The following is a 22,409-nucleotide window of genomic DNA, read 5'->3' as shown; positions in this document are numbered from 1 at the left end:
GGTGGCGGGGAGCGGTCCTCCCGGAGGCTTCGGTGCCCGAAGATTTCTACTGCCTGTCCGAAGCCGAGCTGTTCCGCGATCTGTCCAGGCGGGAGATGGCGGAGCTGGGGGCGCGTGCGCCGCTGCGCGAGGTCGCTGCGGGGCAGGTGGTGTTCAGCCCGCACCGGCCGGTGGCGGACCTGTTCGTGGTCAAGCGGGGCAGGATCTGGCTCTACCGGATCTCCGCGGCGGGGACACCGGTCACGACCGGGGTGCTGGGGCCCGGATCGGTGTTCGGCGAGGTCCGGCTGCTCGGTCTGCGGATGGGGGCGAACTGGGCGGAAGCGCTCGAACCCTCTCAGCTGTGCGTGCTGAGCCCGCACCACGTCCGGCGGCTGCTGCTGGCCGACCCGCGCATCGCGGCCCGCGTCGCCGAACACCTGGGTGCCCGCATCGTCGAGCTCGAGCACCAGCTCACCGACCTGGCGTCCCAGTCGCTGCTCGAGCGCCTGGCCACCGCGCTGTGGACGTTGAGCGGGGGTGCGTCGGCCGGCTCGCCCCCGCAAGCGGTCCGGTTGACGCACCAGCAGCTGGCGGGGCTGGTGCACGCCAGCCGGGAGCGGACCACGGCAGCGCTCGGTGAACTCGCCGACCGGGGGCTCGTACGCCTGCACCGGGCGAAGATCACCGTGCCGAGCCGGGAGCGCCTGCTCGGCTACCTCGACACCACCGAACCGGGCGCCGGGGAGCTGCCCCGCCAGGAGTGATTCCCGACCGCGCTCCGGCGCAGGCGGCCCCAGGGCTTGAACACCGACAGCAGGTAGGCGGTGAGCAGCAGGCTCGGCCCGAGCACGATCGGGAAGAGCAGCGTCGGGGGAATCGCGGCGGTCGCGTCGCCCGCGGTCATGCGGGCGCCGGCGTCGGCCGCCTCGTCGATGCCCGGGCGCAGCCCGGCGAGGATCAGCGCGGAGAAGACCACGTTGATGGCGAGCTTGACCGCCACCCACCAGTACCGGACCAGCCCGTACTTGGTGCCCAGGCCGAGCACCGCTCCGGAGGCCAGGCACAGGACGCTGGTGGTGAACATCGGCCAGACGGCGAAGATCCCGACGGCCTGCAGCGCCGCGCCCGCGGTCTGCGGGGAGTCGGTGATCGCGGCCGTGACGACCAGGACTCCGACGACGAGGTCGATGCCGAACCAGGCGGCGGCGGTGAGCAGGTGCGCGGCCAGGAACACCTTGCGGCGGCGACCGCTGAGCCGTCGGCCCGGGCGCGTTGTCGTCATGGGGATCCCTCCTGTCGGCGCGGCTCGGTGAAGCGTGGCCGACGGGAGGGATCCGCTCATCCGTCGCGGAGCTGAACCTCGGCTACGCCCGCTGACGTAGCCGCGCGGCGCGCACCGCGAAGGCGACCGCGGGGCCGAGTGCGATCAGGACGGCGAGCGCGGTGTAACCGGTGGTCAGACTCGCGATCGTGGCGATCGCCGCGACCAGCAGCGGGCCGCCCGCGTCGCCGAGCTCCCGGCCGAGTTCGGCCGCGCCCATCGTCTGGCCCATCCGCTCCTGCGGGGTGGCGGCGGCCAGCGCGGCGAAGCCGAGCGGGGTGATCAGGCCGGTTCCCGCTCCGATCAGCGCGGCGGCCGACAGGACGCCGAGCAGGCCGGGCAGCACTGCGCAGACCAGACCCACCGCCGTGATCAGCAGACCTGCGGCGATGCCGCGGGACGGCGCGAGGCGGCCGGCGTCCAGCGCGCGCCCGGCCATCGGCTGCACGACGGCGGCGCAGGCGGCCAGCACCGACACCGCGGCTCCGGTGGCGATCGGGCCCAGACCGTCCAGCCGTCCGGTCACCGGCAGGAAGCCCACTCCCACCGACAGCGCGGCGGTCGCCGCGGCCAGCGCCGCCGTCGGGGCGAGGAAGGCCGGATCGGCCAGGCGGCGGAGGAGGTCCAGCACCGTCTGGCGGGTCTTGGGCAGCGGTGGGACGGACGGGACGTCGACGGCGGCCCAGATCGCGACGGCGAGGCCGAGCAGCGCCATCACCGCGAACACCAGCCGCAACCCGCCGGCCCAGACCAGCACACCGCCCAGCAGCGGGCCCAGCGTGTAGCCGATCGACTTGTAGAAGCCGTAGGAGCCGAAGGCGCGACCGTGCTTGGCCGACGGGTTGAGCCGGGCGACGAGCGCTGAGGCGGACGGCGAGAAGGCCGAGGCCGCGGCGCCCTGGCCGAGGCGCGCCACCCACAGCCACGCGGGGCTGTCGGCGATGACGTAGATCGCCGACGCGGCGGCGAAGCCGAGCAGCCCGCCCAGCAGCACCGGGCGGGCGCCGATGCGGTCGGCGAGGGTGCCGAACAGCGGTTTGAGCAGGACTTCGGCGCCGTCGTAGAGGGCGAGCAGCGCGCCGAGCACCAGCAGCGAGGTGACCGCGTCGTCGGAGAAGCCGCCGAGGTTCGCCGCGATGCCGTGAGCGCCGAAGGCGGTGGTGAAACCCGCGGCGTACAGCGGCCACATCTGGCGCTTCGAGCGCATCACCTGTCCCCGTTGTGCAGCGCGTTGAAGACGCGTTCGGCGTAGTCCTCGCACGCTGCCGCGCACTGCTTGAGCCGTTCGGCGGCTTCGGGGGCCTCCGGGGCTCCGAAGACGTCGCGGGCGGTCAGGTCGCGGTGCCAGCGGCGCAGCCGTTCCAGCGACTGCTCCTCTTCCTCCAGCTCGGCCAGGGTGAACTTGGCGATGCGGATCTCCTTGGCCAGTTCGGCCTCGAACTTGCCGCAGTCGGCGAGGAATTCCGTCCAGTCGGCCGAACGCGCCGCGGTGAACTGGGCTTTCAGCGCGGCGGCGTCGGACTCGCCGCGCCCGGCGGCATCCAGCGCCAGGGCCTGGCCACCGGCCTGCTCGGTCAGCTCGACGGCGCGGGCGATCCCGTCGGCGAACACCGGGACGTCGGGCACGCTCCACACGCCCTGCCCGAGGGAGAGCGCGCCGATCTTGCGGAGCTCCCGCCACACCGCGACCCGGTGCCGGGACGGTTCGGCGGGCACCTTGATCACGAGGACCAGCCAGCGAAGGTCTGTCACGAAGAAGAATGTAGCAGCTGTTACATCGGCGTGTCCGGGACGGGCAAGAACTGGTCCGCCAGCGGAAAGACCCGGGGGCCGCCGGCGGGATTGGATGCCAGCACCTGGTACTCAGCGGAAAGGCGGCCGACGATGCCCGAACAGCCCACCACGGAGTTCTGGAAGGACCTCAAGCCGATCGAGAACTCCTTCCGGCCGGACGCGCAGCCGGAGGTCTACCTGTCGCAGGTGGCCACCGACGACGACCGGTACTACGCGCCGTTCTCCGACACCGTCGGCTCCCGGCCGCTGTGGATCAACGTCAAGGACAACTCCTGGTCGGACATCCTGCGGGCCAAGACGGCCGGGCTGGTCAACCGGCACTACCACCCGCACGAGGTGTTCGCCTACACCATCTCCGGCAAGTGGGGCTACCTCGAACGGCCGTGGACGGCCTCGGCGGGCGACTTCGTCTACGAGGCGCCGGGGGAGGGCCACACCCTGGTCGCCTACGAGAGCGAGGAGCCGATGAAGGCCATGTTCATCGTCAAGGGCCCGCTGATCTGGCTGGACGAGAACGGTGAGACCACCGGCTTCTTCGACGTGCACGACTACATCGAGCTGTGCCGCAAGCACTACGACGCCGTCGGCATCGGCGCGGACTACGTCAACTCGCTGTTCCGCTGAGGGCGGTGCTGCCGTGAACCCGGTCCGCTACGAGAACCGACTGCTGCTGATCCTGTTCCTGTCGTTCGGCTTCGTGTTCTTCGACCGGCAGGCGCTGTCGTTCCTCGCGCCGATGATCCGCGAGGACTTCCCGCTGTCGAACACCCAGCTCGGCGCGCTGTCCGGGGTGCTGGCGCTGACCTGGGCGCTGTCCGGGATGGTCGTGGGCACCGTCTCCGACCGGATCGGGAAGCGCAAACCGCTGCTGATCGCGGCGATCCTGGGCTTCTCGGTGTGCTCGGCGGCCTCCGGTCTGATGACCGGGTTCACCGGGCTGCTGATCGCCAGGGCGCTGATGGGGCTGGCCGAGGGCGCGGTGCTGCCGATGGCGCAGTCGCTGATGATCGAGGCCTCCCAGCAGCACCGCCGCGGCCTGAACATGGGGCTGGTGCAGGGATCCTCGGCCGGGCTGCTCGGCGGGATCGTCTCGCCGATCGTCGTGGTGTGGGCCGCCGAGCACGTCGGCTGGCGCGCGGCGTTCCTGCTGACGATCGTGCCGGGACTGCTGCTGGCGGTCTGGGTGGCGCGCTCGGTGCGCGAGGTGCCGCCCGGCGGCCGGGTGGAGGCGGCCGCGGAATCGGGGCCGAAGGTGCCGGTCGGCCAGCTGCTGCGGCAGCGCAACATCGTGCTGTGCATGGCGATCGCGGCCTGCTACCTGACCTGGTTCGTCGTGATCATCACCTTCGCGCCGACCTACCTGGCGTCGGTGAAGGGCTATTCGCCCGGCACGATGAGCGCGGTGATGGCCTGCTTCGGCGTCGCCTGGGTGCTGTGGGGCTTCGCCACCCCGGCGATCTCGGACCGCATCGGCAGGCGGCGCACGATGATCGCGTTCACCGCGGTCGCCGCGCTGTGCCCGCTGGCCGTGGTGCTGGTGGCGCAGCCGCTGCTGCTCGGGGCGATCGTCGTGCTCACCTACACCGGGCTGGGCTGCTTCACGCTGTTCATGGCGACGATCCCGGCCGAGACCGTGCCGAGCCGGGCACTGGCCACGGCGCTGGGCCTGGTGATGGGCGTCGGCGAGCTCTGCGGCGGGTTCCTGGCGCCGATGCTGGCGGGCTGGGCCTCCGACGAGTGGGGCTTGCAGGCGGCGATGTTCATCGCTGTCGGCGGAGCCGTCGTGGTGGTGCTGTTGTCGTTCGGATTGCGCGAAACCGCACCGCTGGTCCTGCAGCGGCGGACACGTGAGTAGTCCCGAGTCCTGCGAAACTGCACCTCAGGGGAACGTGACGCACATCAGCCAGGAGAAACCGCGAAACGTGAGATCACTCCTGAACGCAATCACCACTGTGAATCGCGGAGAGGTGGAACTGTGAAAGCGGCGGTGTACCACGGCGCTGGGGACGTCCGGATCGGCGAAGTGCCGGTGCGGGCTCCCGGGCCGGGGGAGGTGCAGGTGCGGGTCGCCTACTGCGGGATCTGCGGTAGCGACAAGCACGAGTTCGTCGACGGGCCGCACGCGATCCCGGTGGATCGACCGCACCCGGAATCGGGGGTGGTGGCGCCGCTGGTGCTCGGGCACGAGTTCTGCGGGACCGTCACCGCGGTCGGCGCCGATGTGCGCGGCCTGGCCGAAGGCGATCGGCTGGCGATCGAACCGCACTACCGGTGCGGGCGCTGCGATCGCTGCCGGTCGGGCGAGTACAACATCTGCGCGCACTTCGGGTTCGCCGGGTTGATGGGGCACGGTGGACTCGCCGAGTACGCGACCGTCCCGGCGTACATGGCGCACGTGCTCCCCGAGGACGTTTCCTTTGAGCAGGCAGCGGTTTTCGAGCCCGCCTCGGTGGCGCTGCACGCGCTGCGCCGGTCGGGAGCGCGGCCCGGCGAGTCGATGGCGGTGGTCGGGCTCGGGCCGATCGGACTGCTGATCACGCTGCTCGCGCGGCAGCTCGGCGTTGGCCGGATCCACGGTGTCGACCCGGAATCCGCGCGGCGGGAGTTGGCGGCTGAACTCGGAGCCTCCAGCGTCGGCGACGACGTTCCCGAGGTGGACGTGGCCTTCGAGGCGGTCGGCATCCAGTCCACGTTGGACACATCGCTCGCGGTGACGCGGGCGGGCGGCCGCGTGGTGCTCGCCGGTCTCGGCGGGCGCCTGGACTTCGACGCCTTTCGCCTGGTCAACCGCGAGCAGTCCATCATCGCGACCGTCGGCTACCGGGACACCTTCCCGGAACTCATCCGGCTGGCTTCGCAGGGCGTGGACTTCTCCCGCATCGTCACCTCGACGGTGCCGCTGGACGAGGTGGTGGAGCGCGGTCTGCGCGCGGGCGCTGGCGAGGTGAAGGTGGTGGTGCGGCCATGACGGTGGTGATCACGGGCGGGACCTCGGGCATCGGGGCCGCCACCGCGCCGACCCCCGTGGCGGAAGTCGCGGCTTAATTGCCCTCTTTCGTTCAGACTCCGGGAAACCGCATCCCTGGCCCTCCACCGGCGTGCAAAGACGTATGTACGAACAGTCCCGAGTTCTGCGAAACCGCACCTCAGGGGACCGTGACGTACCCCAGCCACAAGAAACCCCGAAACGCGAGATAATTCCTGGACGCAACCACCACTGTGAATCCCGGAGAGGCGGCACTGTCACCGGTGCCGTGGTGCCGGTGGACGGCGGCTACCTGGCCGCTTGAGGCCGGGCGCGGCGCGGGTTAACCTGCCCCCGCAACGAGGCGCGCCGGCGGGAGGCCGTGATGACTCAGCCTGTTTCGCTGATCTCGCGAGTGTCCACGGCCCACGTCGACCCGGCCGACCGGGTGGCGGCGTGGGAGGAGTACAACCGCCGCGCCCTGGTGGGGTTGAAGTGCTCGCCCTACGCCGAGCAGGGATTGCTGGCCACCCAGACCAACGTGCGCTTCGGCGCGCTGCGGATGGCCGACATCGCGGGCAACGAGCACGTCATCGAGCGAACCTCGGCGGCATGCCGTGCGCTGCCGAAGGATTCGGTGTTCGCCAGCCTGGTGCTCTCCGGCGAGGCCGTGTTCTACCACGGCCAGGGCTGCCTGACCCTCGGCGCGGGCGAGCTGGTCGTCTACGACACGCGCCGGTCCTACCTGTTCGGCTTCGCCGCGCCGATGCGCCAGCTGCTGGTGGACATCCCGCGCGAGCTGTTCGCGGAAGTGCCCGGCCCCGCCAAGTTCAGCGCGGACAGATCGGCGCTGCGGGCGCTGCGCGCCCTGCTGGAGTCGGTGGCGGCCCGCCCGGAAGCGGTGGCCGACGGCGCGGACGAGACGGCGCTGGACCTGTTGCGGGCGTTGACCACCGGTGGTGCGCCGCCGCTGTTCGCGGCCAAGGACTACGTCGACCGCCACCTCGGCGACCACGAGCTGACCCCGGCCAGGGTGGCCGCCGCGGTCGGCATGTCCGCACGGCACCTGGGCAGGCTGTTCGCCGCCGAAGGCGACACCCCGGGCCGCTACGTGCTGCGGCGGCGCCTGGCGAGAGCGCGTCGCGAACTGGCCGACCCGGCCAGTCGCCACCGCACGATCGCCGACATCGCGCACCGCTGGGGCTTCGCCAGCCACGCGCACTTCACCAGGGTCTTCCGCGCGGAGTACGGCCATCCGCCCACCGACTGCCGTGAGCGTTTCGGGGCGCTATGACACCCCGAAGCGCTCACGGCAGTTGACTCGGCCGCGAGATGATCGCCGCGCAGGTGGTGGAGAGCAGGACCGCGGCGAGGGAGACCGCGAGCATCGTGGTGTGGCCGCCGGTCGCGTCGACCAGCACTCCCGCCAGGTACGGGCCGATCGCGAAGCCGCCGCCGATCATCAGGTTCGTGCTGTTCATGACCTGGGTTCCGCTGCTCAGGTCGGCGAGCGCGGTCAGCAGGTTCGGCAGCAGGAACGTCCAGGCGAACTTGAAGACCACCGCGGCCACCGCGAAGCGGACCAGGCCGGGAGCGCCGAGCAGCAGCGCGATGCTCGCGGTCAGCGCCGCGTAGCCGGAGAGCAGGTAGGTGCGGCGGCGCGGGCTGTCTCCGATGAGCGTGGCGATCAGCGCGGATCCGATGCCCGCCACCGTCGCCACCGACAGCACCACGCTGGTGTCGGAGAGGTCGGTGCCCGCCGCCGAGGAGATCCCGGCCATGAACGTCCACACGCCGCTCAGCGCTATGTAGAACAGGAAGATCCCGGCCAGGCCCAGCGCGAACCTGGCGCTCGGCGTGCGGCGGCCGGTGGCTTCCGGCGCGCTCAGGCCGCCGCGCAGCAGGCGCACCACCGGCAGGCACAGCACGCCGAGCACGGCCATCGTCCAGTACACCGCCGCGACCGGGGCACCGGCGAAGACGACCGGGAACACCGCGAGGAACAGCGCGCCCATCGCCAGCTGGCTCACCACGAAGATGCCGAAGGCGCGCCCGGGGTTGGCGGTGCGGGCGCTGAGGGTGAGCAGCACGATCGTGATCGAACCCGCCGCCAGCGAGGTGATCACCCGCACCGCGACCAGCAGCGGGAAGCTCTCCAGCAGTCCGGAGACGACGTTGCCCGCGATGAACACCGCGGTGCAGGCGTAGGTCGCGGTGCGCGGGTCGATGCGGCCCAGCCACAGGTAGGCGGGCAGGGTGGCGAGGCTGAAGGCGCCGAGTTCGAGCGAGAACAGGCCGCCGAGCTCGCCCGGGGTCAGGTCGAACTGCGCGGTCAGCGCGCCGCCGATCACCGGGGCGGTCAGCAGCACGGTGTAGAGCACCGCGCTGTAGACACCGATGAAGGTGCCCGCGGCGCGATCGGAGGTGGCGGCCATGGCGGACCCCATTCCTCGTCGGAGTTGATCGTCCACAGGGGACGCTCGCGAGCGTCGAGTCGCGGCCTGCAGCATCGCGCGGTCCCGGCGCCGCGGCAGCCGATCGGCCGGGACGCGTGCACGGACCGACAAGGACGGTGCAGCGCGGGACAAGACACCGCCGTGCCCGCGGCGGGATGGTCGTGCCCGTCCCGCCCCCGGAGATCGCCGAGGACGAATCGATGACCACGCTTTCCGACACCTCCACCTGGCCGCCGCTCAACGAGCTCGCCGACGGCTTCGACGCCAACAAGGGCCCGGTCTCCACTGCGCTGGCCGACCGCACGATCACCCTGGTCAACGCCAACGGATCGCGCGTCGAGCACCAGTTCACCCGCGACGAGGTGCGCTGGGACTACGTCGCGGCCGAAGGCGACCCGCACGGCAACGCGCGCGGCGCGGACCGCTACGAGGCCTTCGAGGTCGACGAGCAGCTGTACTACGCGCAGTTCCACACCGGCTCCCGCCCGCAGGACGCGGTTTCGCTGCTGCTGGACCTGCGCAGCGGTCACGCGCTGAGCGTGGTGAGCATCATCGGCGACAGCGCGCCGCGGGTGTCGCAGGGGTTCATGCCCGGTGTCATCGACGGCGTGGAGGTCACCGGCACCGCACCGGCGCCGACGACGAGCCTGCTGGGGCGTCGGGTGATGTGGGTGTACAGCGAGCAGCACGCCTACGAGCACGTCTACCTGAGCCCGCACTGGTACACCTGGCACTGCCTGGCCGGTCCGGAGCGCGGTCTCGCCGACACCGACGAGCACACCACCTACCAGCTGCGCCCGGGGATCCACGTGTTCGCCTGGCGGGAGAAGGTGATCCCGTGCGCGGCGGTCACCGTGGCCGACCACCGGGACGCCCGCAACATCCGCTCGCACGGCGCGCTCTTCGGGCTCGACGAGTCCGGCTCGGCCACCACCCACTTCACCTTCGGCGCGCACGGCCGTCTCCTGAGCGCCACCGCGCACCCGGCCGAGTACGACCCCGCCCGCTGAGGAGGCGTCATGGACACCGCAGAGCTGATCCTGACCGGTGCCACCGTGTACACAGTGGACTCCGGGCGGCCGTGGGCGACGGACCTGGCGATCGCGGGCGGCAAGCTGCTGGCGGTCGGCGACCGCGACGAGGTCGCCCGCCACGGCGGGGACGGCACGGCGGTGGTCGACCTCGGCGGTGCCTTCGTCATGCCCGGGCTGGTCGACGTGCACAACCACCACGTGCTGGCCGGGATGGCCGAGCTCTTCGAGCTCTCGGTGGACCCGGCGGCGGACCTGGCGCAGGTGCTCGCCGCCGTCGCCGAGCGGGCTCGTTCGGCGGGGCCCGACGAGTGGGTGACCGGCGGATCGTGGGGATCGCACCTGGTCGGCGAGCTCTCCCGCGAGGCGGCGTTGCGGGCGCTCGACGATGCGTCGTGCGGCAGGCCGGTGCTGCTGTCGGACGACAGCCACCACAACCGGTGGGCGAACTCGCGGGCCCTGCGGCTGGCCGGGATCGGCGCGGACAGCGCGGACCCGGCAGGCGGCGTGATCGTGCGCGACCAGGACACCGGTCGGCCGACCGGATTGTTGCTGGAGCGCGCGGGCATCGCCGCCGCGCAGGCCGTGCACGACGCGGCGGCGCCGACGGCCGAACAGCACCGCCGCGCCTCGCGGCGGGCCGTGGAGGTGCTGAACTCCTACGGCATCACCGCGTTCCAGGACGCCGGTGCATCGCGGGAGGTCATGCGGGCGTTGCACGAGCTGGACGGCGACGGCGAGCTCAGCGCGTGGGTGGTCAGCTCGATGCTGATCAACGATCCGATCTTCGGGTTCGCCCCGATCGGTGCGGACCTGCTGGCCGAGGGGGAGCGCTACCGCAGCGCGCACCACCGGCCGGACTTCGTCAAGATCTTCCTCGACGGGGTGCCGCCGACGCGCACCGCCGCGTTCCTCGACCCCTACCTGCCCGACCACGCGCACGGCGCGCACCACCACGGCGAGCTGAGCATGCCGCCGGAGGAGCTCCTCGGCTGGCTGCGGTCGGTGGCCGGGGCGGGCCTGTCGGCGAAGATCCACTGCACCGGGGACGCTTCGGTGCGCGCGACGCTGGACGCGGTGGCGCAGATCCGCGCGGAGGGCAACCGGTCGAGCCGGTTCCAGATCGCGCACGGCCAGTTCGTGCACCCGCAGGACCTGCCGCGCTTCGCCGAGCTCGACGTCATCGCCGACATCTCGCCGTTCCTGTGGTTCCCCGGGGTGATCCCGGCGGCCATCGCCGAGGTGCGCCCGGCGGAGCTGGCCGGGCGGATGCAGCCCAACCGGGCGCTGCTGGACTCCGGCGCGCTGGTCGCGGGCGGATCGGACTGGCCGGTGAGCACCTCGCCGAACGCGTGGGAGGGCATCCAGGGCCTGGTGACCAGGCAGGACCCCAGCGGCGCCCACGCCGGTTCGCTGTGGCCGGAGCAGGCGCTGTCACCGGCCGAGGCGATCGAGGTGTTCACCATCAACGGCGCGCGGGCGATGGGCCTGGGCGGGGTGACCGGTTCGCTGCTGCCGGGCAAGTCGGCGGACTTCGTCGTCCTCGACCGCAACCCCTTCGAGCATCCGGTGCACGAGCTCGCCGCCACCACCGCCGCGGAGACCTGGTTCGCCGGTCGCCGGGTCTTCCGGCGGCCGGAATCCTCAAGCGCACCAACCGAATGACGGGGGCCGAGCGGGGCAACCGGGTGCGTCCGAACGACAGGTAGGATGGGAACGCTGGCCGCGTGCTTCCCGCATTCCCCCTCGGGAAAGCACGTGGCCGGCCCGTGCGCCGCTGGGCTCCTCGCTGGAGTTCCCGCGCGGGTCGACCGGCGATGCTCCCCTCGGCGCAATCACTCCGATGCGGGCCCGGAAGTCGCGATGACCGGGATACCGTGGTGAGGCGTTCCCACCCGGCTGCGAGGAGTTCGCGTGGAACCTGAAGTGGCGGCACCGGTTTCGACGGCGGCGAACACCCTGGTGGACGTGATGACGACAGGTGGCGACCAGCACATCACCTTCGGCGGCGAGCGGTAGCGGGATGCCGCCCGACGACCCCGACGTCCACCAGATCGCGCACGCATCCGGTTCCGCGGCGGTCTTCCAGGCGGGCGGCGACCAGCACTTCGAGACGCACCTGCACTTCGGGGCCGGCACCCGCCGGGCGGAAACCGGTGCGGTGACCGAGGTGTGCCCGTACCCGACGGGCATGTCGGCGTTCCGCCCGGATCAGGCCGAGTGGTTCTTCGGGCGGGACGAGCTCGTGGCGAGCGTGCTGGACCGGTTGGACCAGCGCCTGCGCACCGGCGGCAGCCCGCTGGTGCTGGTCGCACCTTCGGGAGCGGGCAAGTCGTCGCTGCTGCAAGCAGGTCTGGTGCCCCGGCTCGAACAGGGATCGCTGCCCGGTTCGGCGCGGTGGCCGGGATTGCTGTTCACGCCCGGTGCGAAACCGGTCGAGGCGCTGGCGGCGGCGATCGCCTCGGTGAACGACGAGCACGTGATCGACGTGCACCGCAGGATGTCCGATCCCGAGCAGTTCGCGGAAGACCTGCGAGCAGGCCTGCGCGGGCTCTCGGCGGCCGACGGCGGCCAGGCGGGTCGAGTGGTCGTGATCGTGGATCAGCTCGAAGAGCTCTTCACGATGTGCACCGAGGGCTGGCAACGACGTGCGTTCCTGGACGTGCTGGCCAAGCTCAGCGCTCAGGGCCCGGCCGGGCGAGAACCGGCGGCGTTGGTCGTGTACGGCCTCCGGGCGGACTTCTACGCGCAATGCGCTGGTCTTCCCGAGCTGCGAGAAGCGCTGGAGGACGGCCAGATCGTCGTCGGGCCGATGTCGGCGGCGGAACTGCGGGCGGCGATCGTGAACCCCGCTCAACGGGCCGGGCTGCGGATCGAGGACGGGCTCGTCGACGTGCTGCTGCGCGATCTCGGCGTGGACGACTTCGATGCCGCCTACGAAGCCGGGAGACTTCCGCTGCTGGCGCACGCGATGCGGGGCACGTGGCGCGAACGGCACGGCCGCACGCTGACCGTGCAGGCCTACCGCAACACCGGTGGAATCCAGGGCGCGGTGGCGAAAACCGCGGAGCGGACCTTCACCGGCCTCAAGCTCTCGCCCGAGCAGCAGCGCACCGCGAAAGGCCTGTTCCTGAGGCTGGTCAGCATCGGCGACGCCGCGGACGACGCCCGGCGCCGGGTCTCCCAAGCGGCGCTGGTCCGCGACAGCCCGGACCGGCCGACGGCGCGAGCCGTCCTGGAGGCGTTCACCCGGGACCGCCTGCTCACCCAGGGGCAGCACACCGTGGAGATCACCCACGAGGCGCTCCTGCGGGCCTGGCCGCGCCTGCGGGAGTGGATGAGCCAGGAACGCTCCGACGACCTCACCCGTCAAGACCTGGAAGAAGCCGCCGCCGCCTGGTCCCGCCACGAGCGCGACACCGCCCGGCTGTTCCGCGGGCGCCGCCTCGACAACGCCCGGGCGTGGAGCGCGGAGCACCGGGGCGAACTCGGTGCGGTCGCGATGGAGTTCCTCGCCGCCTCCCGCGCGGCGGCACGAGGCCGTCGCGGCATCGCGGTGGTGCTGGCCGTGCTGGTCCTGGTGCTGCCGTCGGTGGCCGCCGTCTACGCCTTCGGGCAGCGCGACGCCGCTCTCTTTCAGCAGATCGCCGCCCAAGCCGGTCAGCTCCACGGCACCGACGTGTCCATGGCCGCCCAGCTGCACCTCGTCGCGCACGACATGCGCCCTGACGACCTCGGTGTCCGGACGGATCTGATCAACACCGCGAACACCCCGCTGGCCACGCCGATGCGGCAGTTCGGCGACGTGCACTCGGTGGCCTGGAGCCCGGACGGCACGGTGCTGGCCAGTGCGAGCTGGGAGGGCACCGTTCAGCTGTGGGACGCCTCCGACCGCAGCGCACCGGTGGAGCTCGGTCCGCCGCTGGAGCACCGCGGCAACGCGCTGTCCGTGGTGTTCAGCGCGGATGGCGCGCTGCTGGCCAGCGGGAGCGGCGACGGAGAGGTGCAGCTGTGGGACGTCACCGATCCCGCCGGCCCGAAACGGATCGGAGCTCCGCTGGCGCATTCGGGTTCCGTCTACTCGCTGGCGCTGAGCGGTTCGCTGCTGGCCAGCGGGGCCAGCGACGGCACGGTCCGGCTGTGGGACATCTCGGACCGCGAAGCCCCGAAACCCCTGGGCGTTCCGATGACGGGTCACCGCGAGGTCGTCTACTCGCTCGCGCTGAGCGAGGACGGTTCGCTGCTGGTCAGCGGAAGCTTCGACCGGACGGTCCGGCTCTGGGACGTCTCCGACCGGAGCGCGCCGAGACTCGTCGCCGATCCGCTGACGGGCGCCGGCCGGGTCACCGACGCGGTGCTGAGCCCGGACGGCGGGCTGCTGGCCGCCGTGAGCGACGACGCGACGACTCGGCTGTGGGACGTCTCCGACCGCTCACGGCCCCGGCCCGTCGGAGAACTCCTGGAACCGGACCACCCGGCAGGTCTGCTCTCGGTGGCGTTGAGCCCCGACGGGTCGACGCTGGCCACCGGTGCCTCCGACGGGACGGTCCGGCTGTGGAACATCGCAGATCCCGCCCACCCGAGCCTCCTGCACGATCCGCTGACCGGTCACACCGGCTCGGTCTACTCCCTGGCGTTCACCCCGGACGGCAGCGCGCTGGCAAGTTCGAGCCGGTCCGAGGCGCGCCTGTGGAACCTGCCCGGCGCGTTGCTGGTCGGTGACGCCCAGGCCGCCAACTCGATGGTCATGAGCTCCGATGGCCGAACGCTGGCGAGCGCGAACGAGGGCCGGGCCGTCCGGCTGTGGGACGTGTCCGACGCCGCCGATCCGAGGGCGCTCGGAGTTCTGGGCGGCGACCGCGCGAGAGTGCTCTCGATCGCGCTCAGCCAGGACAACACGATGCTGGTCACCGGAAGCCTCGACGGCGTGGTCCAGCTGTGGAACATCGCCGATCGCGCGCACCCGAGACTCCTCGGATCCGCGCAGACCGGGCACGTCGGCACCGACCTGAGCCTGGCGCTGAACCGGGACGCCACGCTGCTGGCAACCGGGAGCTCCGACCGGACGATCCGCCTGTGGGACGTGTCGGACCGCGCCGATCCGGTCCCGCTCGGTGAGCCGTTGACGGGGCATTCCGACGGGGTTCTCTCGGTGGCCCTCAACCCGGACGGCACCGTGCTGGCCAGCGGAAGCCTCGATGAGACGGCCCGGGTGTGGGACGTCTCCGACCCCGCCGATCCGAAGCCGCTGGGCGATCCCGTCGTGTCCATGGGCTCGGTTCGTTCAGTGCACTTCAGCGCCGACGGCCGAGTGCTGGTCCGGGCGGGGGCGGGCGAGTACTTGCGAGTCGGGCTCTTCGACATGAGCGATCCGGCCGACCCGAGGGTGGTGCCGCAGGATCCCGTCGAAGGCCACACGAACGCCATCAACTCGACGGCGCTGAGCGAGGACGGCCGAACCCTGGCCAGCGCGAGCAGGGACGGCACCGTCAGGGTGTGGGACGTCTCCGATCTCGTGCATCCGAAGCCGCTGGTCGGGCCGCTGACCGGTCACAACGACGGAGTCTTGGCGGTGGCGCTGAACCACGACGGTTCGCTGCTGGCCAGTGCGAGCGACGACGGCACAGTGCGCCTGTGGCGGCTCGACGCCGAGGTCGCCGAGCAGCGGATCTGCGCCACCACGCGCAACGTCCTCACCGAAGACCGGTGGGAGGAGCGCAGCATCCCGTTCGGGTACGCGCCACCTTGCGGGGAGAGCTGACCAGGGGCGCAACGTTCCCTCATGCGCCCGGTTCGCCGAACACCCGGCGCAGCCAGGAATCCCGCGCCGCCATCGCGGCCCGGGACACCTCGGCCGCCGGGGACGAACCGGCGAAGCCGTGGTAGCCGCCGGACCACACGTGCAGTTCGGCGCGGCCGCCGGTCGCCCAGATCCGCGTCGCGTGGTCGATGGCCTCGTCGCGGAAGACCTCCGCGGCGCCGACCGAGATGAACGCCGGAGGCAGGCCCGACAGGTCGCTCGCGCGCGCCGGTGCCGCGTACGGCGAGACCGCGTCGGTGCCGCGCCGCGAGCCGAGGATCGCGTTCCAGGCGGTGTCGTTGTTGTTGCGGTCCCAGGCGCCGATGCCGTCGTACTGCCTGCTGGAGGCCGTGTCGTTGCGGTCGTCGAGCATCGGGCAGTCCAGCAGCTGCCCGACGAGCGCGGGACCACCCCGGTCGCGGGCCATCAGCGCCACGGCCGCGCTCAGCCCGCCACCTGCGCTCGAACCGCTCACCAGGATGCGCGCCGGGTCCACGCCGAGCTCACCGGCGTGCTCGGCGAACCAGCACAGGCCCGCGTAGCAGTCCTCGGCGGCGGCGGGCGCGGGGTGCTCCGGCGCGAGCCGGTATTCGACGGTGACCGCGACGGCGCCGAACCGCAGCACGTCCTCGACCAGTCCGGCGGCTCCGAAGGCGCGGTTGCCCAGCACCATTCCGCCGCCGTGGATGCCGCAGATGCCCGGCGCGCCGCTGGTGCCGCCGCGCGGGCGCAGGACGGTCAGCTCGACGCCCGGGGCGGTGACGTGCTCGAAGTCCACCGGTCGGTCGCCGATCGCGGCTTCGACCGGCGGGACGACGGAGTCGAAGTGCGCGCGGTTGGCCAGGATCGTCTCCGCGCGCAGCGGGATCTGCTCGACGAGTTCGAGGAAGGCGGCCAGGCCCGGTTCGAGCTCGGGGTCGTAGGGCACCGGGTTCATGGCGCCAGCACCCGCCGCAGCCAGGACAGCCGGGCGGCCAGCGCGGCCCGGGTGATCTCGGCGGCCGGGGCGTAGATGTCGAAGCCGTGGCAGCCGCCGCTCCACACGTGCAGTTCGGCGCGGCCGCCGGTGGCCCAGATCCGCCGCGCGTACTCGACGTCCTCGTCGCGGAAGCCCTCGGCGCTGCCGACCTCGATGAAGGCGTGCGGCAGGTTCGACAGGTCCGCGGCCCGGCTCGGCGCGGCGTAGGGCGAGACCTCCTCGGCGTCGCCGACCAGCGCCGACCAGCCCGCGATGGTGGCCTCCCGGGGCCACGGGCCGATGCCCTGGTACTGGTGGCTGGCCACCGTGGTGCTGGTGTCGTCGATCATCGGGCACAGCAGCAGCTGCCCGGCCAGCGCCGGGCCGCCGCGATCGCGGGCCAGCAGCGCCACGCCCGCGGCGAGCCCACCGCCCGCGCTGCCGCCCATCACGACGATGCGCGCCGGGTCGACGTGCAGCTCCGCCGCGTGCGCCGCCGTCCACACCAGACCCGCGTAGCAGTCCTCCACCGGTGCTGGGTGCGGGTGCTCTGGCGCGAGGCGGTATTCGACGTTGATGGCGACGACGCCGAGCTCCAGCACCAGGTCGACGAGGCGCGGGTTGTCCATGTCGCGGGTGCCGAGCATCATGCCGCCGCCGTGGATGTTGTACAGCGCGGGGACCGGGTGGTCGAGCCCGCGCGGGCTGAGCACGGTGATCGCGATGCCGCCGTCGGCGGTGTGCTCGGCCACCTCGACCGGGCGGGCGCCGATGACGTCGGCGGCGGTGGGTGACATCGAGGCCATCGCGCGGCGCATCTCGGGGAGCGTCTCGGCGGTGTACTCGGGCGTCGTGCCGTCCGGCACGCCCAAGGCCGACTCGATCTCGGGATCGAAAGGTACTGGGGTGTGGGGCATTTCGGGTCAGGGTCCTTCCGGGGAGACGGCGTCGCGGTCGGCCCAGAACGGTTCGGCCAGCGCGCGCAGCTCGTCGGAGCCGACGCGCGCGAGCAGGTCGAAGGCGCCGATGTTCTGCTCGACCTGCTCCAGCCGGCTCGCGCCGACCAGGGTGGAGACGTTGGCCGGGTGGGTGAGGGTGAACGCGATGCACAGCTGCGCCGGGGTGGTGTCCAGCTTCTCGGCGAGGTCGGCGAGCACCGGCACGGCGGCCAGGATCGTCTCCCGGATGCCGCCCGGATCGCGTCCGACGGCGCGTTCGGGAGTGGTGTTGCCCGCGAGGATCCCGCCTTCGAGCACGTCGGAGGCCTCCATCTGGAAGCCGGTGCGGAACAGCTCGGCGAAGGGTGCACCGTCCGGAATGGACCGTCGCGCGACGCTGTACTTCAGCTGCGCCAGCTGCGGGCCGGGAACGCCGTCGCGGTCGGCGATGGCGCGCAGGGCGTGGATGTTCGGCGCGGACCAGTTGTTCACGCCCCAGGCGCGGATCAGCCCGTCCCGGGCCAGTCCGGCGAGGTCGCCGACCAGGTCGTCCAGCGGCACGTCGTCGCGCCGCAGATCGCCCAGGATCACCAGGTCGGCGTGGTCGAGGCCGGTGCGCAGCAGCGTGTTCTCCAGCTGCGGGCGGAATCCGCGCTGGCCGAAGCCCTCGATCCACAGCTTGGCGGAGAGCAGGAAGTCCTCGCGGGGCGGGCCGATCGCCCGCATGATCGCGCCCCAGATCACGTCGGTGAAGGTCGGGGGAGCGCCGGGCAGGCCGTAGACGCCGACGTCGAAGAGGTTGACGCCGCGGTCGAGCGCGTGGCGGACCATCGCGACCGCATCGGCGAAGTCCACCCGGTCGTAGGTGTGCCAGGAACCCAGGGAGAGCGCGGAGGCCTCGAGGTCGGTGCTACCGATGCGGCGGTGCGGAACGGTGGTGTGCACGGATCGCCAGCTCCTTCGCAAATCGTGCGGGTGCAACGGCGCGAACCTGGGTTAGTCTACAGCTGTTGACTCAAATGTCGAGTCCACGGCGGAGAAAGGGGAGTGCCCGTGCGCGCAGCAGGGGACAGCACCCGGGGAGTCGCCGACCTCGTCCTGCGCGGCGGGGTCGTTCGCACCATGACCGAGCAGGACCCGGCGACCGCGATCGCCTTGCGCGGCGGGCGGATCGCCGCGATCGGCACCGATCGCGAGGTGCTGGCGCTGGCCGGTCCGGCCACCGGGACCATCGAGCTGGCCGGGCGGGCGGTCCTGCCCGGGATCAACGACGCGCACCTGCACGCGACCTGGCTCGGTGCGCTCTGGCCGCGTACCCTGTTCGGATCCGGCAGCGGTGATCCGCGAAATCCGTTGCGCACCAACGAGCAGCGCCGCGCGGCGATCCTGCGCGCCGGCGACCTGCTCGCCTCCCTCGGCATCACGAGCTACACCGAACCCGGCCTCGGGCCGGGGGAGGACGCCGGGCCGACCGGCGCGTTCGGCAGCCCGGTCGTGGCGCAGTACCGCGAGCTCGCCGCCGAGGGGCTGCTGAAAGCCCGCGTCACGGTGCTGTCGCTCTACGGCGAGCTGGACGGCCGGAGCTCGCTGCCCGACGTGCTCGCCGGGCTCGAGTCGGACCGGGCCAGCGCCGACCCGCGGTGGCTCAGGTTCGCCGGGATCAAGATCTTCGCGGACGGCATCCCGCCGATGCGCTCGGCCTGCACCAAGTGCGGGTACGCCGACGGGAGTTCGGCGGGCCTGCTGGTGGACGGGATCGACGACGCCGATCGCGAGCACAACCTGACCCGGATGATCGTCGCCGCGCACCGGGCCGGGCTGCAGGTGGGCGTGCACGCCACCGGCGACCGCTCCATCGAGGTCGTGCTCAACGCGGTCGAGCTGGCCGGAGTCGGGCACGGCGCGGATCTCGGGCACTACATCATCCACGGTGACATGGCCTCGTCCGAGCAGCTGCGGCGGATGGCCGAGCTCGGCGTCGGCCTCGACGTGCAGCCGGGAATAGCCCTGTGCACCGGCGAGCAGGTCGACGCCGTGCTCGGGGCCGGTGCGGCGGCGGAGTCCTGGCGGCTGGGCGAGGCGCTGGAGTTCGGCGTGCGGATGTGCGTGACCTCCGATGCGCCGGTGCTCTCGCCCGACTGGCGGCGCCAGATCGCCGCGGCGGACGAATGGCTGGGCCCGGCGGAGGATCCCCGGCAGCGCACGGCCCAGCTCCTTCGCTGCTGCACGGTCGAACCGGCTCGCCAGGACGGCGCCGCGTCGTGGAAGGGGGTGCTCGCGCCCGGGATGGCCGCGGATCTGTGCGTGCTCGCGGCGGATCCGCTCGCGGTCGCGCCGGCCGAGCTGCCCGACGTCGAGGTCGACCTGACCGTCGTGGACGGGCGGATCGTCCACGACCGCACCGGGATCGGCTGAGCGGTCCACAGTGGCCTTATCAGAAGAAACCCTAATGGAGGAAGCATGTCCGCAGCACCGACACCGGATCGCATCGTCGACATCGCGATCGGCTACATGGGCGCCAAGCAGCTCTTCGCCGCCGCGCGCACCGGGATCTTCCGCGAGCTCGCCGCCGGTGAGCGCAGCATCGAGCAGCTGGCCGCCGGGACGGGCTTGAGCGAGCGGACGACCCGGATCCTGGCCGACGGCATGAACGCGCTGGGCCTGCTGGACCGCCGCGACGGCGCGTACCGGCTCGCCCCCGACGCGGCCGCGTTCCTCTCGGGCGAGGGCGAGACCGATCTGCACCCGTTCCTGGGCTTCCTGAACGAGATCAGCTTCGGCCACTGGTCGCAGTTCGACGCCACCGTGGACACCGCCGAGCCCGGCGACCTGAAGATGGACGAGGCCCGGTGGGCGACGTTCATGGCCGGTGTCATGCGCTACAACGCCCTGCACGCCGCGATGCTGGCCAGGAGCTTCGACTTCGCGCCGTACCGGGACATGCTCGACTTCGGCGGGCTCTCCCCGGCCTTCGCGATCGGTGCGATGCGGGCGAATCCCGAGCTGTCGGTGCGCTTCGCCTTCGCGCCGGACTTCACCGACGGCATCACCGGGGCGCTGGAATCGGCCGGGCTGACCGAGCGGGCCAGGATCGACCCGGCGCCGACCGACACCGCGGATCCGGGCGGTGCGCACGACATCGTCATGCTCAACCACGTGATCCACCGGTTCGCCGCGGAGCAGAACCGCGCGATCCTGGGCCGGGCGCGAGCGGCGGCGCGGGACGGAGCGACGTTGCTGCTGCTGGACTTCCTGCTCGACGACGACGAGCGCCAGCGCGGCATCGACGCCCTGCACGCGGCGGAGTACCTGGTCATCGACGGCACCGTGGTCTACCCGGCGGCCGAGGTGTTCGGCTGGTTGCGGGAAACCGGTTGGCAGCCGCGAGAAGTGCTGCAACTGCCGGGAAGTCCGCGGGTGATCGTGGCCGCGGCGAGCTGACCGCGGCGGGAAGTGGCCTCGTGCGGGCGAATCCGGGCGAGGCCATTGCATTTTTAGCCGACATCCGTAGACTCAACGGCCACGACGCGGTGCGGCGGCGAGCAACGGGCCCCTCCCTCGCGTCCCGCTCGCCCGGGAAATCCGCAGCCGGTGGCGAGGATCCTCGGAGTTTCGAACGGTCATCAGCGCCCCTCTCGCCGGAGGCAGAGATCCATGAAAAGGCTCTGGAAAACCGCACTCGCCGCAGTGCTCGCACTGACCGCGGCCGGGTGCACCAGCATCGCCGGGAATTCCGGCGCCGCGGCCGACGAGCTCAAGATGGGCACGTTCCAGGACGTGACGTCGTGGGACCCGGCCAACGCCGACATCGGCTTCGACGGCCCCTACCTGTCGGCGGTCTACGACCCGCTGGTCGCGCTCGACGAGCACTCCCAGCCGGTTCCGGCGCTGGCGACCTCCTGGTCGTTCTCGCCGGATTCCCGCACGCTGACCATGCAGCTGCGCACCGGGGTCACCTTCGCCGACGGGCAGCCGTTCGACGCGGCGGCCGCGGTGAAGAACCTGGAGCACCTCCGGGCCGGGGCGCGCTCCGGGCAGGCCTACCTCAACGTCGCTTCGGTGACCGCGGTGGACCCGCAGACCATCGCCCTGCACCTCACGCGCAAGGACGACACGCTGCTGTACTTCATGGGCCTGGGGCGCAGCTGGATGGCCTCGCCGGCCGCGATCGACCGCGGCGACCTGGCCACCGACCCGGTCGGCTCCGGCCCCTACGAGTACCGGGCCGCGGAGTCGACGGCCGGTGCGCAGTACGTGTTCGCCAAGAAGCCGCAGCACTGGGACGCCGCCACCTACCCGTTCACCGGTGTCCGGATGTTCCCGATCACCGACCAGACCGCCAGCCTCAACGCGATGCTGTCCGGTCAGCTCAACGTCGCCTTCGCCAACCCCGCGGAAATCCCGCAGGCGCAGCAGAACGGCTGGAACGTCTCCTCGAAGGTCGCGTCCTGGGTCGGAATCCAGTTCGTGGACCGCACCGGCGAGCGCGTCGAGCCGCTCGGCGACGTGCGGGTGCGCCGCGCGATCAACCACGCCTTCGACGGCGCGGCCATCCTCAAGGCGGTCGGCCAGGGCGGCGGAACGGTGAGCAGCCAGGTGTTCCCGGTCGGCGACCCGGCCTACGACCCGGCGCTCGACGACCGCTACGCGCACGACGTCGCCGAGGCCAAGCGGCTGCTGGCCGAGGCCGGTCACCCGCGGGGATTCCCGGTGCACATGCCGATGTCACCGATCTTCCAGGCCTGGCAGCCCGCCGTGCAGCAGACCCTCGGCGAGCTCGGCATCACGGTCACCTGGGACGAGATGTCGCAGGCCGACTACCAGAAGAACGCCGCGACCTACCCGATGTTCATCGCCGTCATCGCGATGGACTCCAACCCGATGGCCTCGGTCGCGGGCCGCTTCACCACCGAGCAGTGGTACAACCCGGAACCGTCGATCGAGGCCTTCCCGGAGGTCGCCGAGCTGGTCGCGCGCACGGAGGCGGCCTCCGGCGACGAGCAGCTCGCGCTGGCGCGCGAGCTCAACGGCAAGCTCGTCGACCTCGCCTGGCAGGACGTCTGGTACCAGGCGAACAACACCTACTTCAGCGTTCCGGGAATCAAGGTCACCCCGATCACCGGAATGATGTTCCCGACCCTCCGCTTCATCCAGCGCGGCTGAG

Annotated in this window: 18 protein-coding genes; 11 read left to right on the top strand and 7 right to left on the bottom strand. The window is 72.0% G+C overall.

Features of this window, described 5'->3' with window-relative positions; genetic code table 11:
• The first annotated feature begins 32 nt into the window (after positions 1-32).
• Positions 33-746, top strand: a complete 714-nt coding sequence (locus OU416_RS14370) for a Crp/Fnr family transcriptional regulator (RefSeq protein WP_270927424.1) — start codon at positions 33-35, stop codon at positions 744-746.
• Here OU416_RS14370 and OU416_RS14365 read toward each other — a convergent pair.
• The 3 genes from OU416_RS14365 to OU416_RS14355 all read right to left on the bottom strand — a co-directional run bounded on the left by OU416_RS14365 (position 695) and on the right by OU416_RS14355 (position 3,055).
• Positions 695-1,264 (bottom strand): hypothetical protein, encoded by a 570-nt coding sequence (locus OU416_RS14365; RefSeq protein ID WP_270927423.1) that lies wholly within the window; start codon positions 1,262-1,264, stop codon positions 695-697. The two genes, OU416_RS14370 and OU416_RS14365, sit on opposite strands and share 52 nt — an antisense overlap.
• Before the next feature lie 82 nt (positions 1,265-1,346).
• Positions 1,347-2,510, bottom strand: a complete 1,164-nt coding sequence (locus OU416_RS14360) for an MFS transporter (protein WP_270927422.1) — start codon at positions 2,508-2,510, stop codon at positions 1,347-1,349.
• The gene (locus tag OU416_RS14355) at positions 2,510-3,055 is read right to left on the bottom strand and encodes a Chromate resistance protein ChrB (RefSeq protein ID WP_270927421.1); all 546 of its coding nucleotides are present in this window, start codon (positions 3,053-3,055) and stop codon (positions 2,510-2,512) included. Before OU416_RS14355 ends, OU416_RS14360 begins: the two co-directional genes overlap by 1 nt.
• A gap of 132 nt (positions 3,056-3,187) precedes the next feature.
• Here OU416_RS14355 and OU416_RS14350 point away from each other — a divergent pair, with 132 nt between their 5' ends.
• The 4 genes from OU416_RS14350 to OU416_RS14335 all read left to right on the top strand — a co-directional run bounded on the left by OU416_RS14350 (position 3,188) and on the right by OU416_RS14335 (position 7,356).
• On the top strand, positions 3,188-3,721 hold the full coding sequence (locus tag OU416_RS14350; protein WP_270927420.1) for a 2,4'-dihydroxyacetophenone dioxygenase family protein: 534 nt from the start codon (positions 3,188-3,190) through the stop codon (positions 3,719-3,721).
• A 13-nt stretch (positions 3,722-3,734) separates the two neighbouring features.
• Positions 3,735-4,952, top strand: coding sequence for an MFS transporter (locus tag OU416_RS14345; RefSeq protein WP_270927419.1), 1,218 nt, complete (start codon positions 3,735-3,737; stop codon positions 4,950-4,952).
• 120 nt (positions 4,953-5,072) lie between these two features.
• Positions 5,073-6,065, top strand: a complete 993-nt coding sequence (locus OU416_RS14340) for a 2,3-butanediol dehydrogenase (protein WP_270927418.1) — start codon at positions 5,073-5,075, stop codon at positions 6,063-6,065.
• Positions 6,066-6,447: 382 nt separating this feature from the next.
• Positions 6,448-7,356, top strand: coding sequence for a helix-turn-helix domain-containing protein (locus OU416_RS14335; RefSeq protein WP_270927417.1), 909 nt, complete (start codon positions 6,448-6,450; stop codon positions 7,354-7,356).
• A gap of 13 nt (positions 7,357-7,369) precedes the next feature.
• Here OU416_RS14335 and OU416_RS14330 read toward each other — a convergent pair whose 3' ends face one another.
• Positions 7,370-8,497, bottom strand: a complete 1,128-nt coding sequence (locus OU416_RS14330) for an MFS transporter (protein WP_270927416.1) — start codon at positions 8,495-8,497, stop codon at positions 7,370-7,372.
• Positions 8,498-8,718: 221 nt separating this feature from the next.
• Between OU416_RS14330 and OU416_RS14325 the strand changes: the two genes are divergently transcribed.
• The 3 genes from OU416_RS14325 (at position 8,719) to OU416_RS14315 (ending at position 15,310) form a co-directional block, all read left to right on the top strand.
• Positions 8,719-9,528, top strand: coding sequence for a molybdenum cofactor biosynthesis F family protein (locus OU416_RS14325; RefSeq protein ID WP_270927415.1), 810 nt, complete (start codon positions 8,719-8,721; stop codon positions 9,526-9,528).
• Between the two features lie 9 nt (positions 9,529-9,537).
• Complete coding sequence (locus OU416_RS14320) at positions 9,538-11,214, top strand: amidohydrolase (protein ID WP_270927414.1); 1,677 nt, start codon at positions 9,538-9,540, stop codon at positions 11,212-11,214.
• 358 nt (positions 11,215-11,572) lie between these two features.
• Positions 11,573-15,310, top strand: coding sequence for an nSTAND1 domain-containing NTPase (locus OU416_RS14315; protein WP_270927413.1), 3,738 nt, complete (start codon positions 11,573-11,575; stop codon positions 15,308-15,310).
• 19 nt (positions 15,311-15,329) lie between these two features.
• Here the strand turns inward: OU416_RS14315 and OU416_RS14310 are convergent, their stop codons facing one another.
• The 3 genes from OU416_RS14310 to OU416_RS14300 are packed head-to-tail and all read right to left on the bottom strand — an operon-like array spanning position 15,330 to position 18,190.
• A complete protein-coding gene (locus tag OU416_RS14310) occupies positions 15,330-16,286 on the bottom strand; it encodes an alpha/beta hydrolase fold domain-containing protein (protein ID WP_270927412.1) in 957 nt (318 codons plus the stop codon).
• On the bottom strand, positions 16,283-17,224 hold the full coding sequence (locus OU416_RS14305) for an alpha/beta hydrolase (protein ID WP_270927411.1): 942 nt from the start codon (positions 17,222-17,224) through the stop codon (positions 16,283-16,285). The genes OU416_RS14310 and OU416_RS14305 overlap by 4 nt, the downstream gene beginning before the upstream one ends.
• A 6-nt stretch (positions 17,225-17,230) precedes the next feature.
• A complete protein-coding gene (locus OU416_RS14300) occupies positions 17,231-18,190 on the bottom strand; it encodes an aldo/keto reductase (RefSeq protein WP_270927410.1) in 960 nt (319 codons plus the stop codon).
• Between the two features lie 108 nt (positions 18,191-18,298).
• Here OU416_RS14300 and OU416_RS14295 point away from each other — a divergent pair, with 108 nt between their 5' ends.
• The 3 genes from OU416_RS14295 (at position 18,299) to OU416_RS14285 (ending at position 22,408) form a co-directional block, all read left to right on the top strand.
• Complete coding sequence (locus OU416_RS14295; RefSeq protein ID WP_270927409.1) at positions 18,299-19,660, top strand: amidohydrolase; 1,362 nt, start codon at positions 18,299-18,301, stop codon at positions 19,658-19,660.
• Between the two features lie 45 nt (positions 19,661-19,705).
• Entirely contained in the window at positions 19,706-20,686 is a 981-nt protein-coding gene (locus OU416_RS14290; RefSeq protein WP_270927408.1) for a methyltransferase, read from the top strand.
• Between the two features lie 213 nt (positions 20,687-20,899).
• The gene (locus OU416_RS14285) at positions 20,900-22,408 is read left to right on the top strand and encodes an ABC transporter substrate-binding protein (RefSeq protein ID WP_270927407.1); all 1,509 of its coding nucleotides are present in this window, start codon (positions 20,900-20,902) and stop codon (positions 22,406-22,408) included.
• Position 22,409 lies beyond the last annotated feature (1 nt).

The organism is Saccharopolyspora indica (assembly GCF_027853965.1).
Taxonomy (GTDB): domain Bacteria; phylum Actinomycetota; class Actinomycetes; order Mycobacteriales; family Pseudonocardiaceae; genus Saccharopolyspora; species Saccharopolyspora indica.
This window is presented reverse-complemented; position numbering and strand designations above follow the sequence as displayed.

Excerpts from the sequence above, each read along its gene's own strand:
- OU416_RS14365 (WP_270927423.1), bottom strand. The coding sequence starts at position 1,264 with ATGACGACAACGCGCCCGGGCCGACGGCTCAGCGGTCGCCGCCGCAAG.
- OU416_RS14360 (WP_270927422.1), bottom strand. The coding sequence starts at position 2,510 with ATGCGCTCGAAGCGCCAGATGTGGCCGCTGTACGCCGCGGGTTTCACC.
- OU416_RS14350 (WP_270927420.1), top strand. The coding sequence starts at position 3,188 with ATGCCCGAACAGCCCACCACGGAGTTCTGGAAGGACCTCAAGCCGATC.
- OU416_RS14335 (WP_270927417.1), top strand. The coding sequence starts at position 6,448 with ATGACTCAGCCTGTTTCGCTGATCTCGCGAGTGTCCACGGCCCACGTC.
- OU416_RS14330 (WP_270927416.1), bottom strand. The coding sequence starts at position 8,497 with ATGGCCGCCACCTCCGATCGCGCCGCGGGCACCTTCATCGGTGTCTAC.
- OU416_RS14325 (WP_270927415.1), top strand. The coding sequence starts at position 8,719 with ATGACCACGCTTTCCGACACCTCCACCTGGCCGCCGCTCAACGAGCTC.
- OU416_RS14320 (WP_270927414.1), top strand. The coding sequence starts at position 9,538 with ATGGACACCGCAGAGCTGATCCTGACCGGTGCCACCGTGTACACAGTG.
- OU416_RS14315 (WP_270927413.1), top strand. The coding sequence starts at position 11,573 with ATGCCGCCCGACGACCCCGACGTCCACCAGATCGCGCACGCATCCGGT.
- OU416_RS14310 (WP_270927412.1), bottom strand. The coding sequence starts at position 16,286 with ATGAACCCGGTGCCCTACGACCCCGAGCTCGAACCGGGCCTGGCCGCC.
- OU416_RS14305 (WP_270927411.1), bottom strand. The coding sequence starts at position 17,224 with ATGCCCCACACCCCAGTACCTTTCGATCCCGAGATCGAGTCGGCCTTG.
- OU416_RS14290 (WP_270927408.1), top strand. The coding sequence starts at position 19,706 with ATGTCCGCAGCACCGACACCGGATCGCATCGTCGACATCGCGATCGGC.
- OU416_RS14285 (WP_270927407.1), top strand. The coding sequence starts at position 20,900 with ATGAAAAGGCTCTGGAAAACCGCACTCGCCGCAGTGCTCGCACTGACC.